This window comes from Streptomyces sp. V4I8, assembly GCF_041261225.1.
GTDB lineage: Bacteria > Actinomycetota > Actinomycetes > Streptomycetales > Streptomycetaceae > Streptomyces.
In genome coordinates this window covers 17403-37480 of record NZ_JBGCCN010000002.1, presented here as the reverse complement: position 1 = coordinate 37480, position 20078 = coordinate 17403, and the positions used below count along the sequence as shown (strand labels likewise).

Here is a 20078-nt window from a genome sequence, read left to right as displayed (position 1 = left end):
GAGGTCCGGCCTTGTCTCGCCGGTTCTGTCCCGTCGTACGAGGAAGCCGCTGACGCCCGTGAGTGACGATCTCCTGGTCCCGCCCCCGGCTGTGCTGGCAGGCTCTGCGCCTTCGGGCCGGATATCCCCGGACGACGGGGCTGAGGATGCTTTCGGGATTGACGCCTTCACCCTGGATGACCGGCTGCGGCTCTTCCACTTCGCGGCCGCTGAGAAGCGTCACGAGTACCTGTGGCTGTTGCGTGCTTTCGACCGTGGCCGGGCCAATTACCAGGTGCTGCTGCATGCTTCGGACGCGGCCGCCCTGGTGGGCAGGCTGGTCGCGGACCATCCGGGGGCGGCCGTGGGCGACGTGCAGCCGCTGCTTGACGCGCTCGCCGAGTGGCGGGTCCTGGACCGCAGTTACGACGGGACGCGGGCGGCGAACCTGGCGGAGTACCGCAACCGGCACTATGTGTACCAGTTCACCCAGGCCGGTTACCGGGCCTACCGGGCGGTGGAGGACGTGCTCGGGGCGGCGCTGGAGGACGCGCAGCTCTCCCGGCTGGTCTTTCCCGACATCCTTGCCGACCTGGCCGCGCTGGCTGAGGCGAACGCCGCGGGTGACGCCGAGGAGGTCTACCGCAAGCTGGGCCGCCTGGACTCGGTGCTGAACGAGATGGCACAGCGGGCTGCCCGTTTCTACCTGATGCTCGGCGACCTGGCGCGGACCAATGACACCCGGCCCGAGGTGTTCCTCGCGCACAAGGACACGCTGCTCGCGCACATGCGGGAGTTCACCGCCGAACTGGGACGCTATGCCCCACTGTTGGCCGAGGCCGTGGAGAAGGCCGCGGCCAGTGGGGTGGAGCGGATGGTCGAGTATGCCGCGGAGGCCGACGAGCGGCTCTTCCGTACCCCGGCCGCGCGTCTGGACGACTGGCGGCAGCGGTGGGCCGGGATCGTGCACTGGTTCGGGGAGCGCGAGCACAGTGAGGCCGAGCGGCTGCAGGACGCGACGGTCACGGCGATCCGTTCGGTGCTCGCGCTGCTGCGGCGGGTCACCGAGGCGCGGCGTGGCGGGGTCAGCCGGGAGAGCCAGCTGCGCCACCTCGCCCAGTGGTTCACGTCCTGTGTCAGTGACGACGACGCGCATGCCCTGTTCCAGGCGGTGTTCGGGCTCGGTGCGCCCCGGCACATCGCCGTCCCCTACCCGGACCCCGAGCTGATTGCTGGGCGTATGTCCTGGTGGGAGGCGGATCCGGTGGAGCTGGCCCGCACCCTGGTACAGTCCGGCCGCACCCCCGCCCTGACGGGGCCGGGGCGGATCGAGCGCAACGACGCCGAGCGTGCCCGGCTGCGGGCCGCGCAGATCAAGGAGCAGGCCGAGCGCCGGGGTGCGGCTGTCGGTCTGGCCCGCGGCGGTGCGTACGGCAGGGTCCTGGACGAGGTCGAGACCCGCGCACTGCTCTCCCTGATGGACGTGGCGCTGGCCGCGCGGGTTTCGGTCACCCGGGGCGTTGCGGGGCCGACGGCGTCTGGCTCGGCGCACGGGGTGCGGCTCACCCTCGTCCCGACGGGCCCCGGCGAGGCGTTCACCACGGTGCGCACCGTGTACGGCGACCTGCACCTGGACGGACTGCGCTTGGAGGTCACCGGATGAGCACCCGCGTCGCCGAGAACGTCTCGGCGCTGGAGCTGGCCGACTACCAGAAGGCCGTACGCCTCGTGCTGCGGCACCCGCTGATCACGACGGTGTACCCGGACGGCGGCGCGCTGGCGAGGGTGCGGCGCTGGGCCGAGCAGTTGCGTACCGATCTGATGGAGGTGCTCGGCTACCGGCTGATCACCACCGCCGATACCGCCCGCCTCCAGCGCGCCCAGGACCAACTGGATGCCACCCGGCCAGCGCTCAGCCGCTCCGGCCGCCCCTTCGACCGGCGCCGCTATGCCTACCTTGCTCTCGCTCTGGCCGCGCTTGGCCGGCACGGTGCCCAGGTCGCGCTCGGCGAACTCGCCGACGCCGTCGCTGCCGACGCGGCCCGCGTCGACGGGCTCGGCCTGGACACCGGCCGCAAGCACGACCGGGACGCCTTCGTCGACGCCGTTTCCTGGCTCGCCGAACGCGGCGTGCTGCGCCTTGCCGACGGCTCGGCCGCCTCCTGGGCCACCGATCCGGACCGGGCCGAGGCCCTCTATGACATCGACCGGGAGGTGCTCACCGCCGTCTACCAGCCCACCCGCGTCCTGCAGCACGTTACCTCGGTGACCGCGCTCTTGGACTCGGCGGGTGCGCGCAGCCTGTCCGAGGGGCGCCGGGCACAGCGGCTCTCCGCCGCCCGGCGGGCGCGCCGCCTGGTCCTGGAGCATCCGGTCGCCTACTACGCCGACGCCGGTCCCGAGCTGACCGGCCAGCTGCGCGCCCCCGCGCTCGCCGAGGACCTCACTCGCCTCACCGGCCTCACTGTCGAGCGGCGCGCGGAGGGCATCGCCCTGGTGGACACTTCGGGACGCCTCTCCGACACGCGGTTCCCCGGCGGCGGCACCGTCGCGCAGGCAGCGCTGCTACTCGGGGCGCGGATCAGCGAGGCCGCGGCGCGCACTGGGCGGCACGCGCCCGAGCTGTTGCCCGCGCCGACCGCCGCCGAGCGCCTCGCGGACCGGGCCGGCCGGATCGACCTGGCGCTGCCCGCGCAGGGCGTGTTCGCACAGGCTGCGGCAGATCGGGAGGACACGCAGGAGAGGGACGACGAGGTGTCCGCCGCCTCGGAGGTCCGTTACCCCTTTGTCACCACCTCCTGGCTGCGCGCCCGCACCAGGGAGATCATCGCCCAGTACGGTGCCGGGTTCGCCGCCGACCTGCGCGGTGACCCTGACCGGCTCCTCGGCCAGAGCCTTGACCTGCTGGACGCCATGTCGCTCATTGTGCGGGTGGAGGGCGGGATTCTCGCGCTGCCGCTGCTGGCCCGCTACCGCGGGGTGACGGCCGAGGTGAAGGCGCGTCCCCGCACCGCCCAGAGCCCCAGGAGCGTCAAAGGCCCCGAGGCGGTAACCCCCGATGCCCTGTTCGCCGCAGACGACGTGAAGGACTCCGCTTAAGTGAGCATCACTGCTCCCACCGGCTCCGAGCCGCGCTTTGTGCCCACCCGCGCCGGGATCGTCAACCTGTGGGACTACCGCGACGAGGAGTTCTCCTTCGCTGGCGGCTGGCTGGTGCTGCGCGGCCCCAACGGATCCGGCAAGACCAAGGCCCTGGAGGTGCTCTTCCCGTTCGTCCTGGACGGGCGGATCGATCCCAAGCGGCTCAACCCGTTTGCCGCCGAGGACCGCACCATGAAGTCCAACCTGCTCTTCCGCGGGCAGGAGGGCGCGCTGGGCTACGTCTGGGTCGAGTTCACCCACGGCGCCACGGGGCAGGCCGTCACCTGCGGCATCGGCCTGCACGCGCAGCGGCACCGGGACACCCCCGCCCGCTGGCATTTCGTCGCTGACGGCCGCATCGGTGAGGACTTCTCGCTGCTCACCGACGACGACCGGCCGCTGACAAAGAAGCAGCTGGCCGGCGAACTGGACCCGCTGAAAGCCGAGTTGATCGCCTCGGCTACTGATTACCGGGCCGCCGTCGACCAGCGGCTCTTCGGCCTCGGCCGGGAGCGCTACGAACAGCTGCTCACCCTCATCCTCACGCTGCGCCGTCCGCAGCTGGCCAAGAACCTCGACCCGGCCAAGCTCTCCGACACCCTCACTGAGGGCCTGCGCCCGCTGGATGAGGACCTGATCGGTGAGGCCGCCCGCTCCTTCGACGACATGGAGTCCGTGCAGCGCACCCTGGAGGGCCTGGTCGCCGCCGACGAGGCCACCCGGTCGTTCCTCGCCGCCTACTCGACCTACCTGCGGGTGGGCGCCCGTGTCGCCGCCGACAGGCTCAGCGCCCGGCGGGCCGAGAGCCGCGAGCGTGAGCAGGCCCGCATAGCCGCCCAGGCGGAACTCGAGGCGGCCCGCGAGCAGCGCGAGGCGGTCGGAGCACGGGCCGACGCGGCCGAGGCGACGCTCGCAGCGCTGCGCGCCCGCCTGGAGCAACTGCGCTCCTCGGCCGCCTACCAGGCCGTCGAGCAACTCGCCGACCTGGAACGCCTGGTGCGCACCTGCGAGCAGACCGCCCGGCAGACCACAGCCGAGCATGAGCGCCGCACCGCCGCCACCGGGCGGGCCCGCGCCGAGGCCGAACGCGCCGGCCGGCTGGCCACCGAACTCGCCACCTCCGTCAGCGCCTGCGCCGCCGCCCTCGCCGACCACGCGCACCGCGCGGGCATCGACTGGACCGCAGCCGACGCCGCACCCGCGGCTCTCGCCGAACGCGCCTCGGCCCGCGCCGCCGCCCGCCACGAGGGCGTACGGGCGGTACGGGCCGCCGCGGCACACCTGCGGGACACCGAACGCGGCCGGGACGCGGCCCGCACCGGACAGGAACGCGCGCAGGAGGCGGCCCGGGCCGCTGAGACGCAGGAGCGAGCGGCCCAGGACTCGCTCAGTGCTGCCCACACACGGGCCCGGGAGGAACTCGGGCGGTGGCAGGAGCAGCATGGGCCGCTGCTGCCCGAAGGCGCCGCCGAGGCGCTCGAGCAGGCTCTGGACGCAGCCGCCGAGCCGGACGGCCCGGAAGGCGGGGTCCCCGCACTCACCGACCTGTTCACCAAGGCCACCGCCCCCGCCGTGCAGGACCTGCGCGACCGGCTCGCCGCCCTGCGCGGCGAGCGCGGCGCGCTTCAGGCCCGCCGGGCCGAGACCGAGGCCGAACGGAGCAGGATCGCCGCCGAACACGACGACGCCCCGCCCGCAGCCCGCGGCCGCACTGCCGACCGCAGCCGGGAAGACGCCCTCCCCCTGTGGCGTCTTGTCGACTTTGCCGACGATCTCGACGACACGCAACGCGCGGGCGTGGAAGCGGCCCTGGAGGCGTCCGGCCTGCTCGACGCGCTCGTCACCACCGATCAGCCCCCCACCGATGACGGCGACGGCTATCTGCGCGCCACCACCCCCGTCGACGGTCCCAGCCTCGCCGACCTGCTGCGCCCCGAGACCGGTACGGTCATCCCGGCCACCCAGATCACCGCCGTACTGAAGTCGGTCGCCGTCTCCGACACGGCGGGCGCGGCCACCGCCGTCTGCGCCGACGGCCGCTACGCCGCCGGAATCCTCATCGGCTCCCACACCAAACCGCACGCCGAATACGTCGGCGCCACCGCCCGGATGCGCCGCCGCACCGCCCGCATCGCCGCCTGCGACGCCCTCCTGTCCGAACTTTCTGTCCAGCTGGAAGAGTTGACTCAGACCAGGTTGCGTTGCGAGCAGAACCTTCAGGAGTACGACACCGCCCGCACGGCCCTGCCCCGCACCGCCGCCCTCGCCCCGCACCTGCGCGCCCTGGACCGGGCAGTCGCCGCCCTGCGCGCCACCCGCATAGCCGCCGACGCCGCCCAAGCCCTCTACGACGAGACGCAGGCCGCCTGCGCGGTCGCCGCACGCGCCCTGCACCGCGCCGAGTCCGAGCACGGCCTCACCGCCCAGGACGCCGACGACACCGAGTCCGCCACCCGCGCCTTCGAACGGGAAGCAGGCGAACTGGCCACCCGGCGCCGCGAACACACCCGGCAGAGCGAAACCGCCACCGCCGCAGCCGACCGGCTCACCACCGCCGCCGAGGACGAGGAGGCCGCCGCCGCAGCCGACCGCGCAGCCCGCCGCCGGCACGCCGAGGAGGCCGCCGGACTCCAGGCGCTGCGCGAGGCCGTCGGCGCCGAGGCACAGCAGGTCATGGCCCGCGTTACGGAGACCGCGAACAGCCTGGAGAGTGCCGGGGCAGAGGCGGAGGCCGCCCGCACAGCCAAGGACGAGGCGATCGGCCGCCTGGCCGCCGCCGAGGCCCGCCGCACCGCCGCGGCCGAAGCGCTGACAGTCGCCGTCACCGAGGAGAAGGACACCGCCCGCTCCCTCGCCCCGTACGCGGCCCGCGAACTCCTCGATCTCCTGCGCTGCCCGCCCCACCTGGCCTGGCCCGCGCAGGAGGCCGACTGGACGGGCGAGCTCCTGCCGCCCGCCGCCGTCGCCGTCCACGAGGCGATCCTGGCCGCCACCCGCGACCTCGCGCCCACCGAGTCCAGCGTCAAGCAATCCGTCACCCGCCTCACCACAGCCCTGGAGGACCTGCATGCCCACCTCGCCGCCGCCGGGCAGGACTACCAGCCCGCCTGGGACGGCTCCAGCGGCGTCATCACCGTCACCATCGCCGACGAACAAGGCCCGCTGCCCATCGCCTCCTTCGCCGACAAGATCGCCTCCCACCGCCGCGACCAGGCCGAACTCCTCTCCGACTCCGAACAGCGAATCCTGGAGGACGCCCTGCTCACCCGCCTCGCCCAGCAGATCCACGACCGCACCGTCGACGCCCGTGATCTGATCCGCCGCATGAACACCGACATGCGCGAGCGCCGCATGTCCTCGGGCACCACCGTCGGCGTCAGCTGGCTGCTCGCCGACGGCCTCGACGACGAACAGCGCGCCGTGTGCGCCCTCCTGGACGCCGACGCGGCCCGCCTCGGCCCGGAGGAACTCGCCCGGATGCGCACCCACTTCGCCACGCAGATCAAGACCGCCCGCGCCCGCCAGCGCGAGACTCCCTACCGGCAGCTGCTCGCCGAGGTCCTGGACTACCGGCGCTGGCGTCAGTTCGCCTTCCAGCTCGTTCGCCCCGGCGGCGACGAGGAGCGTCTCACCCGCGCCCGGCACAGCCGCCTGTCCGGCGGTGAGCAGTCCGTCTCCCTGCACCTGCCGCTGTTCGCCGCCGCCCACGCCATGCTCAACTCCGCGCACCCCGACGCCCCGCGCCTACTCGCCCTCGACGAGGCATTCGCCGGCGTCGACGACACCGGCCGCGGCGAACTCATGTCACTGGCCGCCCAGTTCGACCTCGACCTGTTCATGACCGGCTACGACCTGTGGGCCGTACACAGCGCGGTGCGTGCCGCAGCCCACTACGACCTCGCCCACTCCGCCGTCGACCACACCGTCTCCGCGCTGCTGCTCCTGTGGGACGGCGAACGCCTGCACGCCGACGAGACCGGAGAGCTGACCGCTCACCTCGGCTCCCCGGGCACCCGCTCCGTACACCGCCAGGGCCCGAAGGCTCTGGCGGACAAGACGGAGGCCCAACTTGCCGACTGACCAGCCGCCCCCGCCGCCGTACACCGAACTCCACGAAGAAGGCTGGCGCCGCCTGCTCACCGCAGCCCGCCGCCGCCTGGAACGCACCGGCGACGCCCTCGACGGCGACATCGGCCTCACCACCCCCACCGAAGCCGAACGCCGCACCGTCATCGGCATCACCGGCCGCTACCGCCTCCAGACCGCCAAACGCCTCACCATCCCCCTCGCCGACCTCGACACCTACCTGCACACCCGCTACGGAACCGGCCTGCTCCAGACCCTGGGCCGCCTGCACGGCCCGCTCCGTGACCGCCCCGCCGAACGCGCCGACGAGGCATCCGCCAGTGCCCAGGCCCTTGCCGCCGCCCATGTCTCACCCCTCGCCGAGCACGACTGGTACCCGGCCTGGCTGAAACAGATCGCCGCCGACGGCACCCTCACCCGCCTCCTGCGCCGCGGCGACACGGCGCTACTCCAAGCCGCCGTCCGCGTCCTAGAGAAACTCCCGGCGGTACGGGGCGACGAACGCCACAGCCCCCTGCCCCTCCCCGTCCTCGCCGAATGGGCCACCGGCAACACCAAGGCGCTGCTGCCGGGCGGCCCGCTCGAACAGCTCGTCCTGCGCGCCCTCGCCCAGCGCACCGCGGCAGACAACGGGCAGCCGGCCCAGACAGTCCCCCGCGACCGGGCCGGACGCCGCACCCTGTGGGAGAGCGCCGGAGCAGTCACCGACGACCTCGCCAGCCAGGTACTCGTCCTCAACATCGGCGCCTCGGGCGAGAACATCGTCTGCAACTGGCTGCGCGACGCTGCCGACTCCGGCATCCCCTTCCGCCTCACCCTCCACCAGCTGACAGCCGCCGACGTCATCCCCGCCGCCCGCGAGATCCACATCTGCGAGAACCCAGCCGTGCTGCGCGCGGCCGCCGCCGAACTCCAAGACCGCGCGACCGCCCTGGTCTGCACCGAAGGCATCCCCTCAGCCGCCTGCCACCAGCTCCTCGCCGACGCCGCCCGGTCCGGAGCCCGCCTCCACTGGCGCGCCGACTTCGACTGGACCGGCCTGCGCATCACCACCGCCGCCATAGAGCGCCACGGCGCCCGGCCCTGGCGCATGACCACCGCCGACTACCGCAGCGCCCTGAAGCGCGGCGTGTCCACCACACTCACCGGACCGCCCGCCGCCAGCCCCTGGGACCCCGCCCTCGCCTCCGCCCTGAACGAGTCAGGCCAGGCCGTCATGGAAGAACGCCTGCTGCCCGAACTCCTCTCAGACCTCAGCTAAGGGGGTTGTGTAAGGAATCAGGTGTGATCTTCCCCGAAGGAGTCACCTGATGAGTACGACGACTGATACCTCGATCGAGGCGGCTGCCGGTGTGTCGCTTGCCGATGACCAGGGAGGCGCTCAGGGTGCCGACGTGAGGACGACGAGGACACAGCCCTCGGTGAACGGGCTGAGCCTGCCGCTGCTGGACGAGCTGACGGTGCTGGCCAGCGAGAAGGTCCGGGCCGGCGAGGGGCTGCGGCTGATGGGTGAGGGCGGCATCCTGCCCGAGCTGGCTCAGCATCTGCTGCAGGCCGCGCTGGAGGCCGAGATGGACGCGCATCTGGCCGAGGAGGCCGGCCGGCCCGGTGGCCGGGGCTCTCGCAGCGGCGGCAACATGCGCAACGGATATCGGAGCAAGAAGGTGATAACGGAGGTCGGCACCGTGACGGTGCAGGTCCTCCGTGACCGTCTGGGCACCTTCCGGCCCCAGGCGCTGCCGAAGTACGCCCGGCGCACGGTTGCGCTGGACGATCTGGTGATCTCGCTGACCGTGAAGGGCCTGACCTCGGGCGAGATCGTCTCCCACCTCGCGCAGACGTATGGCATGTCGACCACGAAGGAGACCATCTCCACGATCACGGACAAGGCCCTGGACTCGATGGCGGAGTGGCGCACGCGTCCGCTGGACCGCGGGCGGTTTCCATCGGTGGTTGCGACCCATGGAAGGAGTCCGTCCCATGCCGAAGTATCCGCCGAACCGTCTGCCGCTGTCGGTGCCGAAGGAATACTTCGAACTGCGTAGAGGTGGCCTGAAAGGGGGCAGCCGCTGCCCGCCGGGTGGGCGTATCCACCAGCGCGGGCTCGCTGTGGTTCATCAAGGCTGGACGCATGCTCCTGCCCGACAAGCCCATCGACGACCGCTACCTCACCCAGGACGACCGCATCGTGATCGCCGAAGGGCTGCTCGCCGGCCGTACGGTCCCGCAGATCTGCGAGGAGATCGGCAAGCACCGTTCCACCGTCTACCGGGAGATCTCCCGCGGCCGCGGCCCCGAGGGCTCCTACAACCCGTGGTGCTCCCACAACCAGGCCATCCTGCGCCGGGCCCGCCCGAAACCGGAGAAGCTCCGGGCCAGCCCCGAGCTGCGGAACCTCGTCAACGACAAGCTGAAGCAGCGCTGGTCGCCGCAGCAGATCACCCGTCACCTCGCCCGCACCAACCCCGGCCTGCCTGACATGAACGCGTGCCCGGAGACCATCTACCGCGCTCTCTACAACGGGCTGCTGGACAAGCGCACCGCCCGGCTGCGTACTCGGCGCACCCGCCGCAAGAAGCAGCGCCGCATACCCTCCAAGAACGCCATCCCGAACATGCGACCGGTCCACACCCGCCCCCGGGAGGCCGAGGACCGTCAGCGCGCCGGGCACTGGGAAGGCGACCGTGCGACACGAAGCCGCACGAATTTGAGTGGACTGACCGATTGGAGAGGCAGTTAATGAAGCTGTAGGTGCAGTCACGGGTCCGTGTCCGTATGACCCGTCCCCGCCCTTGACGTGCGATTCCGGTAACGGAGTGGTGCGAAGCTCAGGGGAAAGCCCAAGGACTTCCGTTCCATCCGGAAGTTACCGGCAAGGGGAAGACCGGACGGGTGAAGTACATGAACTCCCGATGATGCCTCGTGATCCCAAGCCCCGCCGATGGAATGCATGAGTGGGGTGCATGGCTAGCCGTTGAGAAGCGGCAGGCGCTGGCCGGCAGAGGTCACTCCGGCCAGGTGGACACCGCCGCCTCGGGGTAAAGGGAGCACCCACCCCGGTCGTATCTCATTCGTGTGGAACGTGGAAACCCCGTTGGGGTCCGGGCCGCTTTGGCTCGGTCAGCCGACCGTAAGGAAGGCTCAACTCCCCAGCGGGAACAGGACGGCCCAAGAAGCCAACGCCGGAAGCCGAAAGGAAACGGGAACCCGGGGCAGACGATCGGACTCTCCGCCGGTCGCCCCGCATAACCGTCCGGATACGGGTACTGCCCGGACCCGAAAGGGTGCTGATGTGGGCCGGGTGAGCCTGTGCGGAATCGCTGGATAAAGACGACGGAACCGAGGGGCAAGTTGGACACCATGCTGATAGCGGACGGGGCGGCTTCGGCCCTTCCGGCTGCGTCTGCGCCGGTGAACGGACCCGAGGGCGAAGACTTGGACTGGGCGTCGATTGACTGGCGGCGGGTCGAGGAGGACGTACGGCGTCTGCGGCAGAGGATCTTCACGGCATCGCAGGCAGGGGATCTGAAGAAGGTCCGCAATTTGCAGAAGCTGATGCTCCGGTCCCGTGCGAACACGCTCCTGAGCGTGCGACGGGTCACGGAGATCAACGCTGGACGCGCGACGGCGGGAGTCGACGGAAAAGTCGTGTTGCTTTCCCAGTCCAAGGCCGCATTGGCCAAATGGGTCCAGCATCGCGCCCGACCGTGGATTCCCAAGCCCGTCAAGCGGGTGTTCATCCCTAAACCGGGGACCACGAAGAAGCGCGGACTCGGGATTCCCGTGATTGTTGACCGGTGCCTGCAAGCTGTGGCATTGGGAGCATTGGAGCCCGAGTGGGAAGCACGGTTCGAGCCGAAGTCGTACGGCTTCCGCCCCGGACGAGGCTGTCACGACGCGATCGGGGCCATCTACTCCACGCTCAACGGGAAGAGCCCGCAGCGTGTGTGGGTGCTCGATGCAGACCTGACGGCGGCGTTCGACCGCATCGACCACGCCCGGCTCATGGCCGCTCTCGGCACCTTCCCCGCCCGGGGACTGGTCCGTCAGTGGCTGAAGGCCGGGGTCGTGGATCGCGGCCGGTTCGCCCCGACCGAGGAGGGAACTCCGCAAGGAGGGGTGATTAGCCCGTTGCTCTTCAACGTGGCCCTGCACGGAATGGAGGAAGCCGCAGGGGTCCGCTATTACACCACCGGCAGAGATGCCGGGAGTGCGCAGAGCGGCAGCCCCGTGCTGGTGCGGTACGCAGATGATTTTGTCGCGATGTGCACCAGCCGTGAACAGGCCGAGCAGGTCAAGGAACGGCTGGCTGCATGGCTGACGCCCAGGGGACTCGCCTTTCACGAGGACAAGACACGCATTGTCCACGCGGAGAGCGGATTCGACTTCCTGGGGTTCAACGTCCGCCGCTATCACGGCAAACTGCTGATCAAACCGAGCACGGCGGCTCAGAGACGGATACGGGAACGGCTCAGTACCGAAATGGTGGCCTTGCGAGGAGCTAATGCCGGTGCGGTACTCAAGAAGATCAACCCGATCGTGCGGGGTTGGTCGGCCTACTACCGGACGGTGGTGTCCAGCGAGATCTTCACGGCGCTGGACAATCACATGTGGAAGCTCGCTTACAAGTGGGCCAAGCACAGTCACCCGAACAAGCCGAAGCACTGGATATCCGACAAGTACTTCGGCCGGTTCAACAGGTCCAGGAACGACCGGTGGGTGTTCGGTGACCGCGACAGCGGCGCCTACCTGCTCAAGTTCTCCTGGACGAAGATAGTCCGGCACCAGTTGGTCAAGGGGAAGGCGTCCCCGGACGACCCAGCCCTGGAGTCATATTGGGCTCAGCGGCGACGCAAGGGAATTCCTCTGCCAGCCGACGCCATGACTGTGCGTCTCCTACAGGCACAGCACGGCCGTTGCTCGATCTGCGGAGGGCTCCTACTGCACGCCGACCGCCCGCCACAAAGCCCAGGAGAATGGGAAGCGTGGCGGGTTGTCATCCGGAAGGCGACCTCCAAGCAATACATTGCCTTCCCGGACGGGAACACGCCGGACGGTCAACGACTCCGTCTCCTCCACACCCATTGTCAGCGGCGGAATGGAGCCGCTGCGACAACGAGTCCAGTACTTTTGCCTGCCAGCGAGCCTCTGGGGCTTGCTTGAGCCGTGTGCGGTGAATAGCTGCTTGCACGGTTCTGAGGGGGCGGGGACGCAGCAATGCGTCCCCGCTACCCGACTGATCGTCGGCAAGGGCCAGGGGTCCGCGATCGGCACACTGGTCGACCGCGCCAGCCGCTACGTCCGGCTCATCCACCTGCCCGGCGGCTGGAAAGCTCCGCAGGTTCGCGATGCGCTCGTCGCCCAGACCGCCGACTGGCCCGTCTCCCTGCGGCGCACGCTCACCTGGGACCAAGGCCGCGAGCTCTACCACCACCAGGAGATAGATCACCCCAGCTACGAGACACCCCACTCAAGTTGACGGTGCCCCCAACGGAGTTGGGCCTGACCTGCGACGTCGGCTGGCCGGATAGCTGTCCAAGTGCTCGCGTTGTCGCCGATGTGTTCTCCCGTATGCGCGACCTGGTGTTGCCCCTGTATCGGCCAGTCTCGGCTACAGCCTTTGGGGGAGCTCACGTCGTCGCTACTTCGAGAAAAGGCGCGGTCGTGAGGCCAGCAGCGTCCGCCGGATTCCGGGCTTGGCGCACCGGAATCCGGTCTCCCCTGCCAGCGGAGCATTGCCGCGGCGGGGTGCCGGCAGTAAGAAATCCCCGTACCACGAGCTGACAGTCCAGCAGAAAGGGATCATCGTGCCTGAACGGCTGAAGCGTCTCCTCGTCCTCAGTACCACCTGCCTCGCACTCGCGGGCGGTGCCGCCGTCTCCACGGCAGGCACCGCTGCCGCTGCGCCTTCCTCCCCCACCGCTGTGGCGGCGGATGCCCAGGCGGACAGCCATCCGTGCTACTGGCAACAGGGCTACTGGTCGTGGGAGTGGTCGTACTACTACGGGCAGTGGATGTGGGTCTGGCACCCCGGGTATTGGGTCTGCTGAAGCCGGTAGATACCGGCTCAACGAAATGCCCGGGTTCCAGGCGAATCTCGCTGTGTCTGACGGCTCACACGGGCGTCGTCAACATAAGCGGGGCATCTCGGGTCTGGAATGACCTCCGAGTGTGCTGACCTTCCTTCCCCCGGGGATCCGGCGGTGGGGACCGGAGAGAGCTGGGAAGCGGCAATGGTGGCCGCCGCCTCGACGTCAGCGGCGGCCGCCGTAGTGCGGGGTCCTCGCGCAGCCCCTCCAACGCGAGGACCCCGCCTGTCGTTCTCGCGACGTTTGTTGTCTGCCAACAGGCCCGGCCGGATTGCCGCGAGACTGTGTGCAACCCCGCGGCGCCGACGCCGGAGGGCGCCCTGCGCGAGGACCCAAGCGAGGGGGCGCGCGGTCCTCGCGCTCACGGCCGCCGCCGCACCCAGCGGCAGCGGCCGGACCCAGCAAGCCTCCCACTCCAGCCGCTCCATGTCCTGCGCGACGGGCAAAACCCGGTGCGGATACGCCAGGTGTCCGCACCGCCCGTGTGACCGGACCGCAGCCGAGCCGAACAGCCCAAGCGGACCCGTCGGCGCATATCACACCGTGAAGGCCCAGGGTCCGCTCCGTCGGTAACCAGTCGTAGTACCAACGGAACAGCCAGTATCGATGAGAACGATCATGGCCGGCTAGCGCGTCGGGTACCCGACGCCTGCGGCCGCGCTGAGGAATACCTTGCCAACGGCGAGGACGGCGCGGCATGGGCCGCCGATGTTGACGACGCCGCGACGGTGGAACCCCGCCCACTACCCTGCTCATGGCGACGACGAAACGGCCCATCCGGCTCTGGTCAAGAGCCGTGGAGTCCCGGACGCAGGGGGCATGAGGTGCTCCGGCACCTGGCCGATGACGCATGGGTGTACTGGTCCTGGCGGGCGCCGCGGACAGGCTCCGAGCCCTGATGAATGCGCCCCCCGTGCGCCTGGCGGTGGTCAGGGGTGTGCGGGATGTTTGAGCGGGGGTTGGCCCGGGAGGTACCGCCCGGGCCAACTGGGGGAAGTCTGGCGTGCTCGCCCCGGCCCGGCACCGACAGGACAACCGGGCCGGGGGGCGTCGCCCGCCCGGGGCCGCCGCCTAGGTGGCGGCGCACGCTGATGCGATCGGCTTGGGGTGCGGCTCGTTCTGAGTGAGATCGCGGTCAGGCAGTAAGGGCGTATCTCGCCTGGTCATGGGCTGGGTAGAGCCGTTGATGTTCCTTGGCGAGATGATGTTTCCAGTAGGCGTCAAGATCACCGTTAGCGGCGGCGGCACGGAGTTTCAGGACGGCTTCGGCGCCGTCGAGACCCCAGCGGGCTCCGCTGATGTCGAGACGGTCGGCGACGAGATGGCGGGCCGCGCCTTCGATGATCCCGGTGGCGATGGGCCAGCCGGCCGCGAGGGCCTTCTCGTAGTGCAGGAAATCTGCGTTGCCGCGCAGGTAGCGGACGCAGGTATCGACACCGTGCCGCTGTCCGCCGGTCAACTTGGCCTGATCCGTGGAAGCACCAGGCCGCCGCCCACAACCTCTCCAGGACGTGGATGATGTCGATGACGATGTGCGCCTCGACGTGGTGGAGACGGGCTTCGGCCTGGACGAGGTCGAGTTGATGGCGGGCGCCGTCGACCAGGACCACCCAGGTGCGGCGATGTTCGGGGTCGCGGGCCTGCGCGTGCTCGAAGACCTGCGCCACAACGTGCTCGGCGTCGTGTTCCACCGAGCCGCACAGCCACTTGTCCCGGGCAACGGGGCCGGGCCGGCGGATGTGCCCGTCCGTGAAGCCGCCGGGCGGCGTGATCACATCGTGCGGCCGGCGGGGTGCCGGTTCGGCGTCGTAGACCGCGCCGAGCGTGGCCATGCGTTTTCTGCCGTTCTTCTCCCCGGCGGCCAGACGCGTGCGAAAGGCGTGCTGCCGCTTTTCGGCGGCCTGCCGGGTGGCCTCCCGCAGGGCCTCGGGCCTCATCACGATGCCCTTGCCGTCCGCGGACAGCACCAACACTGTTGCCGGAGCGCAGGGTTGAACGATTCTGGCGTTGTAGAAGGCGTCGACGTCACCGGCGGCCTCGACGAGCAGACCGGCGAGCCGACGCTTGCCGAGCACGCGGCCGCACCGCCGGATGATCGTCTCGTGGGCCGCGTCGTAGGACATCCGGGTGGCCGCCTGGACGGCGAGGCGGGCCAGACCGTGCGAGTGTCGGCCCCGCGGCAGTGACAGCACCGCATCCGCCGGGTGCACGTTCGACGCCTCCAGGCGCCTCCAGGCGAGGCGGGAGACGGTCACCGTGCCGAACACCGTGGCCAGCAGCCGGCCATGGCCCCTCTCCAGCCGCGGCCGCGGCAGACCGTCCGTACCGATCACGCGGGGCCGCAAGCTCGCCACAGCCTCCTGCTCGCGCCGCTCCCGCAGGTCCAGGTGATCCTGGAACAGCTGCCGCAGCAGGTCACGGCCCCTGTCTTCCAAGAGATCCTCCAGCTCATGATGGGCCAGATCGCCAGTCGTCGGCGATGCCAGCTCCGTCACGAGCATGCTGAATAAATTCGCCGCCGCCTCAAAGTCGTCAGCACTCGGCGGCGTGTCGTACCGTTCCACGGCGTTCTTCTTCCTACGGGCGTTTCGGTTGGCACCTACGAACGTAGGAAGAAGAACCCTCAGCCGCCAGAACCCTGGCCCAACGGCCCACTGTCCTCGGCGTGTTCGAGCAGCGCGAACAGGCCCGGACTGTCCTCGCTCAGCCAGCCCCGGCGCGCGAGCCGCTTCAGTTTCACCCGCACCGATTCCACCTTCGAGGGGCCCTCGCCCCGGCCGATCGCCACCGAGACCGCCTTCGACCGCATCGGCCGCCCCGCCGCGATGAGCACCTCCATGATGTCCCGGTACCCAGACGGCAGCAGCGATGCGTCCATCCCCGCCTCCCGCTCGGGCACCGTCACCACCCCGATCGGCGACTCCCCTCCCGCCCGCTGCGGCCCCGCCGCAGGCCGCGGCACCGGCTCCTCGGCCGCCGCGTCGTCGAGGACCTCCCGCACCACCGCCCGGGCGACCTCCACCTGCGCGAGCATCTCCTCGAACGCCTCCAGTTGCTCGCTCAGCTCCGCTACCTGCACCCGCAGTTCGCCCACCCGTTCCCCGATAGCCGACTCACGCCGTTCCAGCTCCTCCAGCAGGGACACCATCACCCCACCCCCTCACCCAGAAGGTAGAAGCGACCAGCACTCACCACCAGCCCACCCACACAAAACGCCAGCTCAGCCAGTCACTCGAAACGAGCCGGACCCATCGGCTTGCCGGGCAGCGGCCGTTATGCGGTCCGCCGGCCGGCTCGCATGCGAACCCCGGCGGCGATATGTGAACACCATCCGGTGACGGCTCGACGGCGCACCCGCAGGTCTCACACGGGTGTGGCTGACCGGCCCGCACACCGCCAAGCGGCCCACCTGCCACGGCTCCTGGCCCTTGCTCGGCGCCGAAAGAATCTTCTGGTTCCCGGTCTGTCCGACGTGACGCGGGGACCCTTCGGGTCGTTCCTTACACGGAAGGCCCAGCCAAGTCACCGCAGTCGCTGCTGCCCGACGGGCCTTCAGTTGCCGCATTGCCCGTCCCTGTGCAGTAGCGGCAGCCAGACCCGCGCCCGCCCCCCGGCCGGGCGCGGGTCTCGTACATGCTGAACCCCCCGCGAAACGGCGCCTGGCCCGAACACCCGCAGCAATCCTGATCCCGGCAGGGCTCATGCAAGGCCGGCGTGCTCTTGTCATGGAGCTGGCCGGTGGGGGCGGGACCGGAGGCACGAAGCCCCGTCTGGGTCTGGGGCATGGTGCCTGGCGGTGGACCACGATGGTGGCTGGCCAGGACTGGGCGACCGGCCGGACCGCGATCAGCTCCGGGCGGCCGGTCGGCAGGCCGCGCTCCCCGTGACAGCCGGCATGACCAGCGCCTCCACAAGATCACATCAACCTTGCAAGAGCCCTGCAGCCTGTCCCGACTTGAAATCACACCAACACTCAACAAAGGGCCCGTCAGTAAGCTGACGGGCCCTTATATGATCGAAGTTAGACGCACACTGAACCGCCCCGTGTCAGGTAGAGACTCGATTCCGTGAAAGGATTGAGTCATGGCACGACCCTCCCGTTACCCGCTTGAGCTGCGCCGTCGCGCGGTGCGCATGGTCGCCGAAGTGCGCGACAACTACCCGAACGAGACGGCCGCCTTGCAGGCGGTCGCGAACAAGCTCGGTATCGGCTCCCGCGAGACTCTGCGGAACTGGATGAAGCAGCAGGAGATCGACGCGGGGCAGCGTCCGGGGACGACGACGGAGGAGTCCACCCAGCTCAAGGCGCTGAAGAAGGAGAACGCCGAGCTGAAGCGGGCGAACGAGATCCTGAAGGCCGCGGCGAGTTTCTTCGCGGCCGAGCTCGACCGGCCACACACGCGCTCGTAGCGTTCATCGACGAGCACCGGGACCGCTTCGGCGGGGTCGAGCCGATCTGCAGGACGCTCACCGCACACGACTGCAAGATCGCCCCTTCCACGTACTACGCCCACAACAAGCGCCTCCAGACGCCCTCCGCCCGTTCGGTGCGTGACGAGGCACTCAAGGAGAGGATCCAGGACGTCTATACGTCCAACTACCGTGTCTACGGAGCCCGGAAGATCTGGCGAGAGCTGAACCGGCAGGGACATGCGGTGGCCCGCTGTACTGTCGAGCGCCTGATGCGCGAGCTCGGTATCCAGGGCGCGGTGCGCGGCAAACGCGTCATCACCACGATCCCCGGCGGACAGGTCCAGCGGGCCCCCGATCTGGTCGACCGCGACTTCGTCGCCGCGGCTCCGAACCGGTGCTGGGTGGCGGACTTCGCCCATGTGAAGACCTGGTCTGCGACCGTCTATGTCGCGTTCGTCGTGGACACCTTCTCCCGCCGGATCGTCGGCTGGTCCGCGGCCACCGTGAAGGAGACCGTCTTTGTCCTGGACGCCCTGGAGATGGCCATCTGGCAACGCGATCGCGACCAACAGTCCATTCAGCCCGGAGAGTTGATCCATCACTCCGACGCCGGGTCGCAATACACATCGTTCAAGCTCGCCGAGCACCTGGACGCCGCCGGCATCGCGGCGAGCATCGGATCCGTCGGTGACGCGTACGACAACGCCCTGATGGAGTCCACGATCGGCCTGTTCAAGACCGAGTTGATCAAGCCCCAGCGGCCCTGGAAGACGCTCTCCCAGGTCGAGTTGGCCACCGCCGAGTGGGCCGACTGGTACAACCACCGAAGACTCCACGGTGAGATAGGCCACGTCCCGCCCGTCGAATACGAAGCCAACTACTACACGGAACTCACGAAACCCCAGGTCACAACCACAGTCTGAGATCTCTATGGAACCCGGGGCGGTTCACACCTTCTTGGTGCAGGTCTTGATGTTGGCAGCCGAGCACGGTCCCGGCGTAGTTATGTGATGTCCGGTTCCGTGCCGGTTGGTCAGATGCCGTAGACGTTGAAGGCGTCCGTGTGGCGGAGGAGGTCGCGGCGGGCGTGGGCGATGTTGGCGCGTCCGGCGAGGCGGATGGTGCTGATCGCCAGGTTACGGAAGCTGGCCAGGGCTCGGGGGGCTGTACCGGTCCTGACCTGTGAGTTGTCTTCTCGGAAGGTGACGTCTCGCACCCAGTGGATCTTGTTCTCCACGGTCCAGTGGAGCCTCTCGTAATGGTTGAGGTGAGCGGGGCCGGCGAGGTCGGGCGGCAGGCTGGTGACGCCGAAGACGATCTCCTTGCTGGTCCATTCGCCGTCGAGGTTGCCGGTGTCGCGGCGGAGGCGGAAGACCTGGGATGCGCCGGGGAACAGGGCGTCGTCGGCGGGTGCGGTGCGCAGGGCGCGGCGTTCGGTGCGGCCGTGCGCGCGGTCGTCGTCGGTCGCGGTGGTCTCGGCGAAGTCGGCGTCCGTGCGGGTCAGCAGCATCTGGGCGGCGGCGTGCGCGAGGGGCTGGTTGCCCTTGAGGATCAGGACGTAGTGGCCGTTGAGAGAGCCGGTGATCAGGCGGGCGGTCTTCGTGGTGGTGTGCAGCGCGTCCAGGGTGAACACCCAACCGGGCAGGTCGAGTTGAGTGAGCAGGGTGCGGGCGGCCTCGCCCTCGCCGCGCTTGTCGGGTACCTGGGTCTGGCCCAGGACCGCGCCGCTGGCGTGGTCGACCGCGCCGACGAGGAAGACCCGCCCGCTCTCGGTGCGGGCGCCGGCCAGGGCCTTGCCGTCCAGGGCGGCGGCGGACAGCAGCCCGTCCGGTACCGGGTGCTCGGCCGAGCGCTGGGCGGCGCGGCGCTGTTCGCGCTCCACCGGTCCCGGTGTGGCGGGGATCTCGGGCGCGGGGACGGTGCCACGCGCGAGGTCTGTGGTGTATTCGCAGGTCACGGTGTCCAGGGCGTCGGTGTCCAGATTGGTGAGCACTCGCCGGAAGGTCCGCTCGCTCGGCACGAGGTAGCGGCCGGTCAGCGGGTCGTACCGGGCGCCGATACGGGCCAGCTTCGCCTGCGGGGCACGGGCCGCCCACTGCCAGATCGCCGCGATCGAGTCGCCGCCGATCACCAGCGTCGCGCACGCGGTCAGCGCCAGTATCACCACCAGCGCGTGCCGTCGGCCACGCTTCGCGCGCCGGTCCGGGACTCGCTGCAGCCTGCTGACCAGCGCGGACTCCGCCGTCGCCGGGTCGGAGGCGAGCTCGTCCTCCCACAGTGCCAGGTCCGTGAGCTGGCCAATGGCAGGGGGGATCAGCGAAGATACGGGCACGAGCGCGACTCCTGTGACGATCTTTTGGCGTAGAGACC

12 protein-coding genes and 1 pseudogene are annotated in these 20078 nt (G+C 70.0%); 10 read left to right on the top strand and 3 right to left on the bottom strand.

The window, feature by feature from the left end; translation table 11 throughout:
* The first annotated feature begins 58 nt into the window (after window positions 1–58).
* The 9 genes from ABIE67_RS46230 to ABIE67_RS46190 all read left to right on the top strand — a co-directional run bounded on the left by ABIE67_RS46230 (window position 59) and on the right by ABIE67_RS46190 (window position 13256).
* The gene (locus ABIE67_RS46230; RefSeq protein ID WP_370269926.1) at window positions 59–1642 is read left to right on the top strand and encodes a TIGR02677 family protein; all 1584 of its coding nucleotides are present in this window, start codon (window positions 59–61) and stop codon (window positions 1640–1642) included.
* Window positions 1639–3078, top strand: coding sequence for a TIGR02678 family protein (locus ABIE67_RS46225; protein ID WP_370269921.1), 1440 nt, complete (start codon window positions 1639–1641; stop codon window positions 3076–3078). The genes ABIE67_RS46230 and ABIE67_RS46225 overlap by 4 nt, the downstream gene beginning before the upstream one ends.
* A complete protein-coding gene (locus ABIE67_RS46220) occupies window positions 3079–7200 on the top strand; it encodes a TIGR02680 family protein (protein WP_370269916.1) in 4122 nt (1373 codons plus the stop codon).
* Entirely contained in the window at window positions 7190–8467 is a 1278-nt protein-coding gene (locus ABIE67_RS46215; protein ID WP_370269912.1) for a TIGR02679 family protein, read from the top strand. Before ABIE67_RS46220 ends, ABIE67_RS46215 begins: the two co-directional genes overlap by 11 nt.
* A gap of 49 nt (window positions 8468–8516) precedes the next feature.
* Window positions 8517–9251 (top strand): transposase, encoded by a 735-nt coding sequence (locus ABIE67_RS46210; RefSeq protein ID WP_370269908.1) that lies wholly within the window; start codon window positions 8517–8519, stop codon window positions 9249–9251.
* A gap of 86 nt (window positions 9252–9337) precedes the next feature.
* On the top strand, window positions 9338–9946 hold the full coding sequence (locus ABIE67_RS46205; RefSeq protein WP_370269904.1) for an IS30 family transposase: 609 nt from the start codon (window positions 9338–9340) through the stop codon (window positions 9944–9946).
* A 620-nt stretch (window positions 9947–10566) separates the two neighbouring features.
* The gene (ltrA, locus tag ABIE67_RS46200; protein ID WP_370269899.1) at window positions 10567–12369 is read left to right on the top strand and encodes a group II intron reverse transcriptase/maturase; all 1803 of its coding nucleotides are present in this window, start codon (window positions 10567–10569) and stop codon (window positions 12367–12369) included.
* Window positions 12370–12391: 22 nt separating this feature from the next.
* Window positions 12392–12685 (top strand): hypothetical protein, encoded by a 294-nt coding sequence (locus ABIE67_RS46195; protein ID WP_370269894.1) that lies wholly within the window; start codon window positions 12392–12394, stop codon window positions 12683–12685.
* A gap of 328 nt (window positions 12686–13013) precedes the next feature.
* Window positions 13014–13256, top strand: a complete 243-nt coding sequence (locus tag ABIE67_RS46190; RefSeq protein WP_370251664.1) for a hypothetical protein — start codon at window positions 13014–13016, stop codon at window positions 13254–13256.
* Window positions 13257–14430: 1174 nt separating this feature from the next.
* Here ABIE67_RS46190 and ABIE67_RS46185 read toward each other — a convergent pair.
* Together ABIE67_RS46185 and ABIE67_RS46180 are read right to left on the bottom strand one after the other, a co-directional pair.
* Window positions 14431–15859, bottom strand: a pseudogene (locus ABIE67_RS46185) (ISKra4 family transposase).
* Window positions 15860–15918: 59 nt separating this feature from the next.
* Entirely contained in the window at window positions 15919–16443 is a 525-nt protein-coding gene (locus tag ABIE67_RS46180) for a hypothetical protein (RefSeq protein ID WP_370269890.1), read from the bottom strand.
* 935 nt (window positions 16444–17378) lie between these two features.
* Here ABIE67_RS46180 and ABIE67_RS46175 point away from each other — a divergent pair.
* Window positions 17379–18631 (top strand): IS3 family transposase gene (locus tag ABIE67_RS46175; RefSeq protein ID WP_370269888.1). Its coding sequence is split into 2 segments (ribosomal slippage): window positions 17379–17661 and window positions 17661–18631, totalling 1254 coding nucleotides; the frame shifts between segments, so codons are not numbered across the junction.
* A 110-nt stretch (window positions 18632–18741) separates the two neighbouring features.
* Here ABIE67_RS46175 and ABIE67_RS46170 read toward each other — a convergent pair.
* Window positions 18742–20040 carry an ISAs1 family transposase gene (locus ABIE67_RS46170; RefSeq protein ID WP_370269882.1) on the bottom strand — a complete coding sequence of 433 codons (1299 nt, stop codon included), beginning with the start codon at window positions 20038–20040 and terminating at the stop codon, window positions 18742–18744.
* Between the last annotated feature and the right edge of the window lie 38 nt (window positions 20041–20078).

Excerpts from the sequence above, each read along its gene's own strand:
- ABIE67_RS46225 (WP_370269921.1), top strand. The coding sequence starts at position 1,639 with ATGAGCACCCGCGTCGCCGAGAACGTCTCGGCGCTGGAGCTGGCCGAC.
- ABIE67_RS46210 (WP_370269908.1), top strand. The coding sequence starts at position 8,517 with ATGAGTACGACGACTGATACCTCGATCGAGGCGGCTGCCGGTGTGTCG.
- ABIE67_RS46205 (WP_370269904.1), top strand. The coding sequence starts at position 9,338 with ATGCTCCTGCCCGACAAGCCCATCGACGACCGCTACCTCACCCAGGAC.
- ltrA (WP_370269899.1), top strand. The coding sequence starts at position 10,567 with ATGCTGATAGCGGACGGGGCGGCTTCGGCCCTTCCGGCTGCGTCTGCG.
- ABIE67_RS46180 (WP_370269890.1), bottom strand. The coding sequence starts at position 16,443 with ATGGTGTCCCTGCTGGAGGAGCTGGAACGGCGTGAGTCGGCTATCGGG.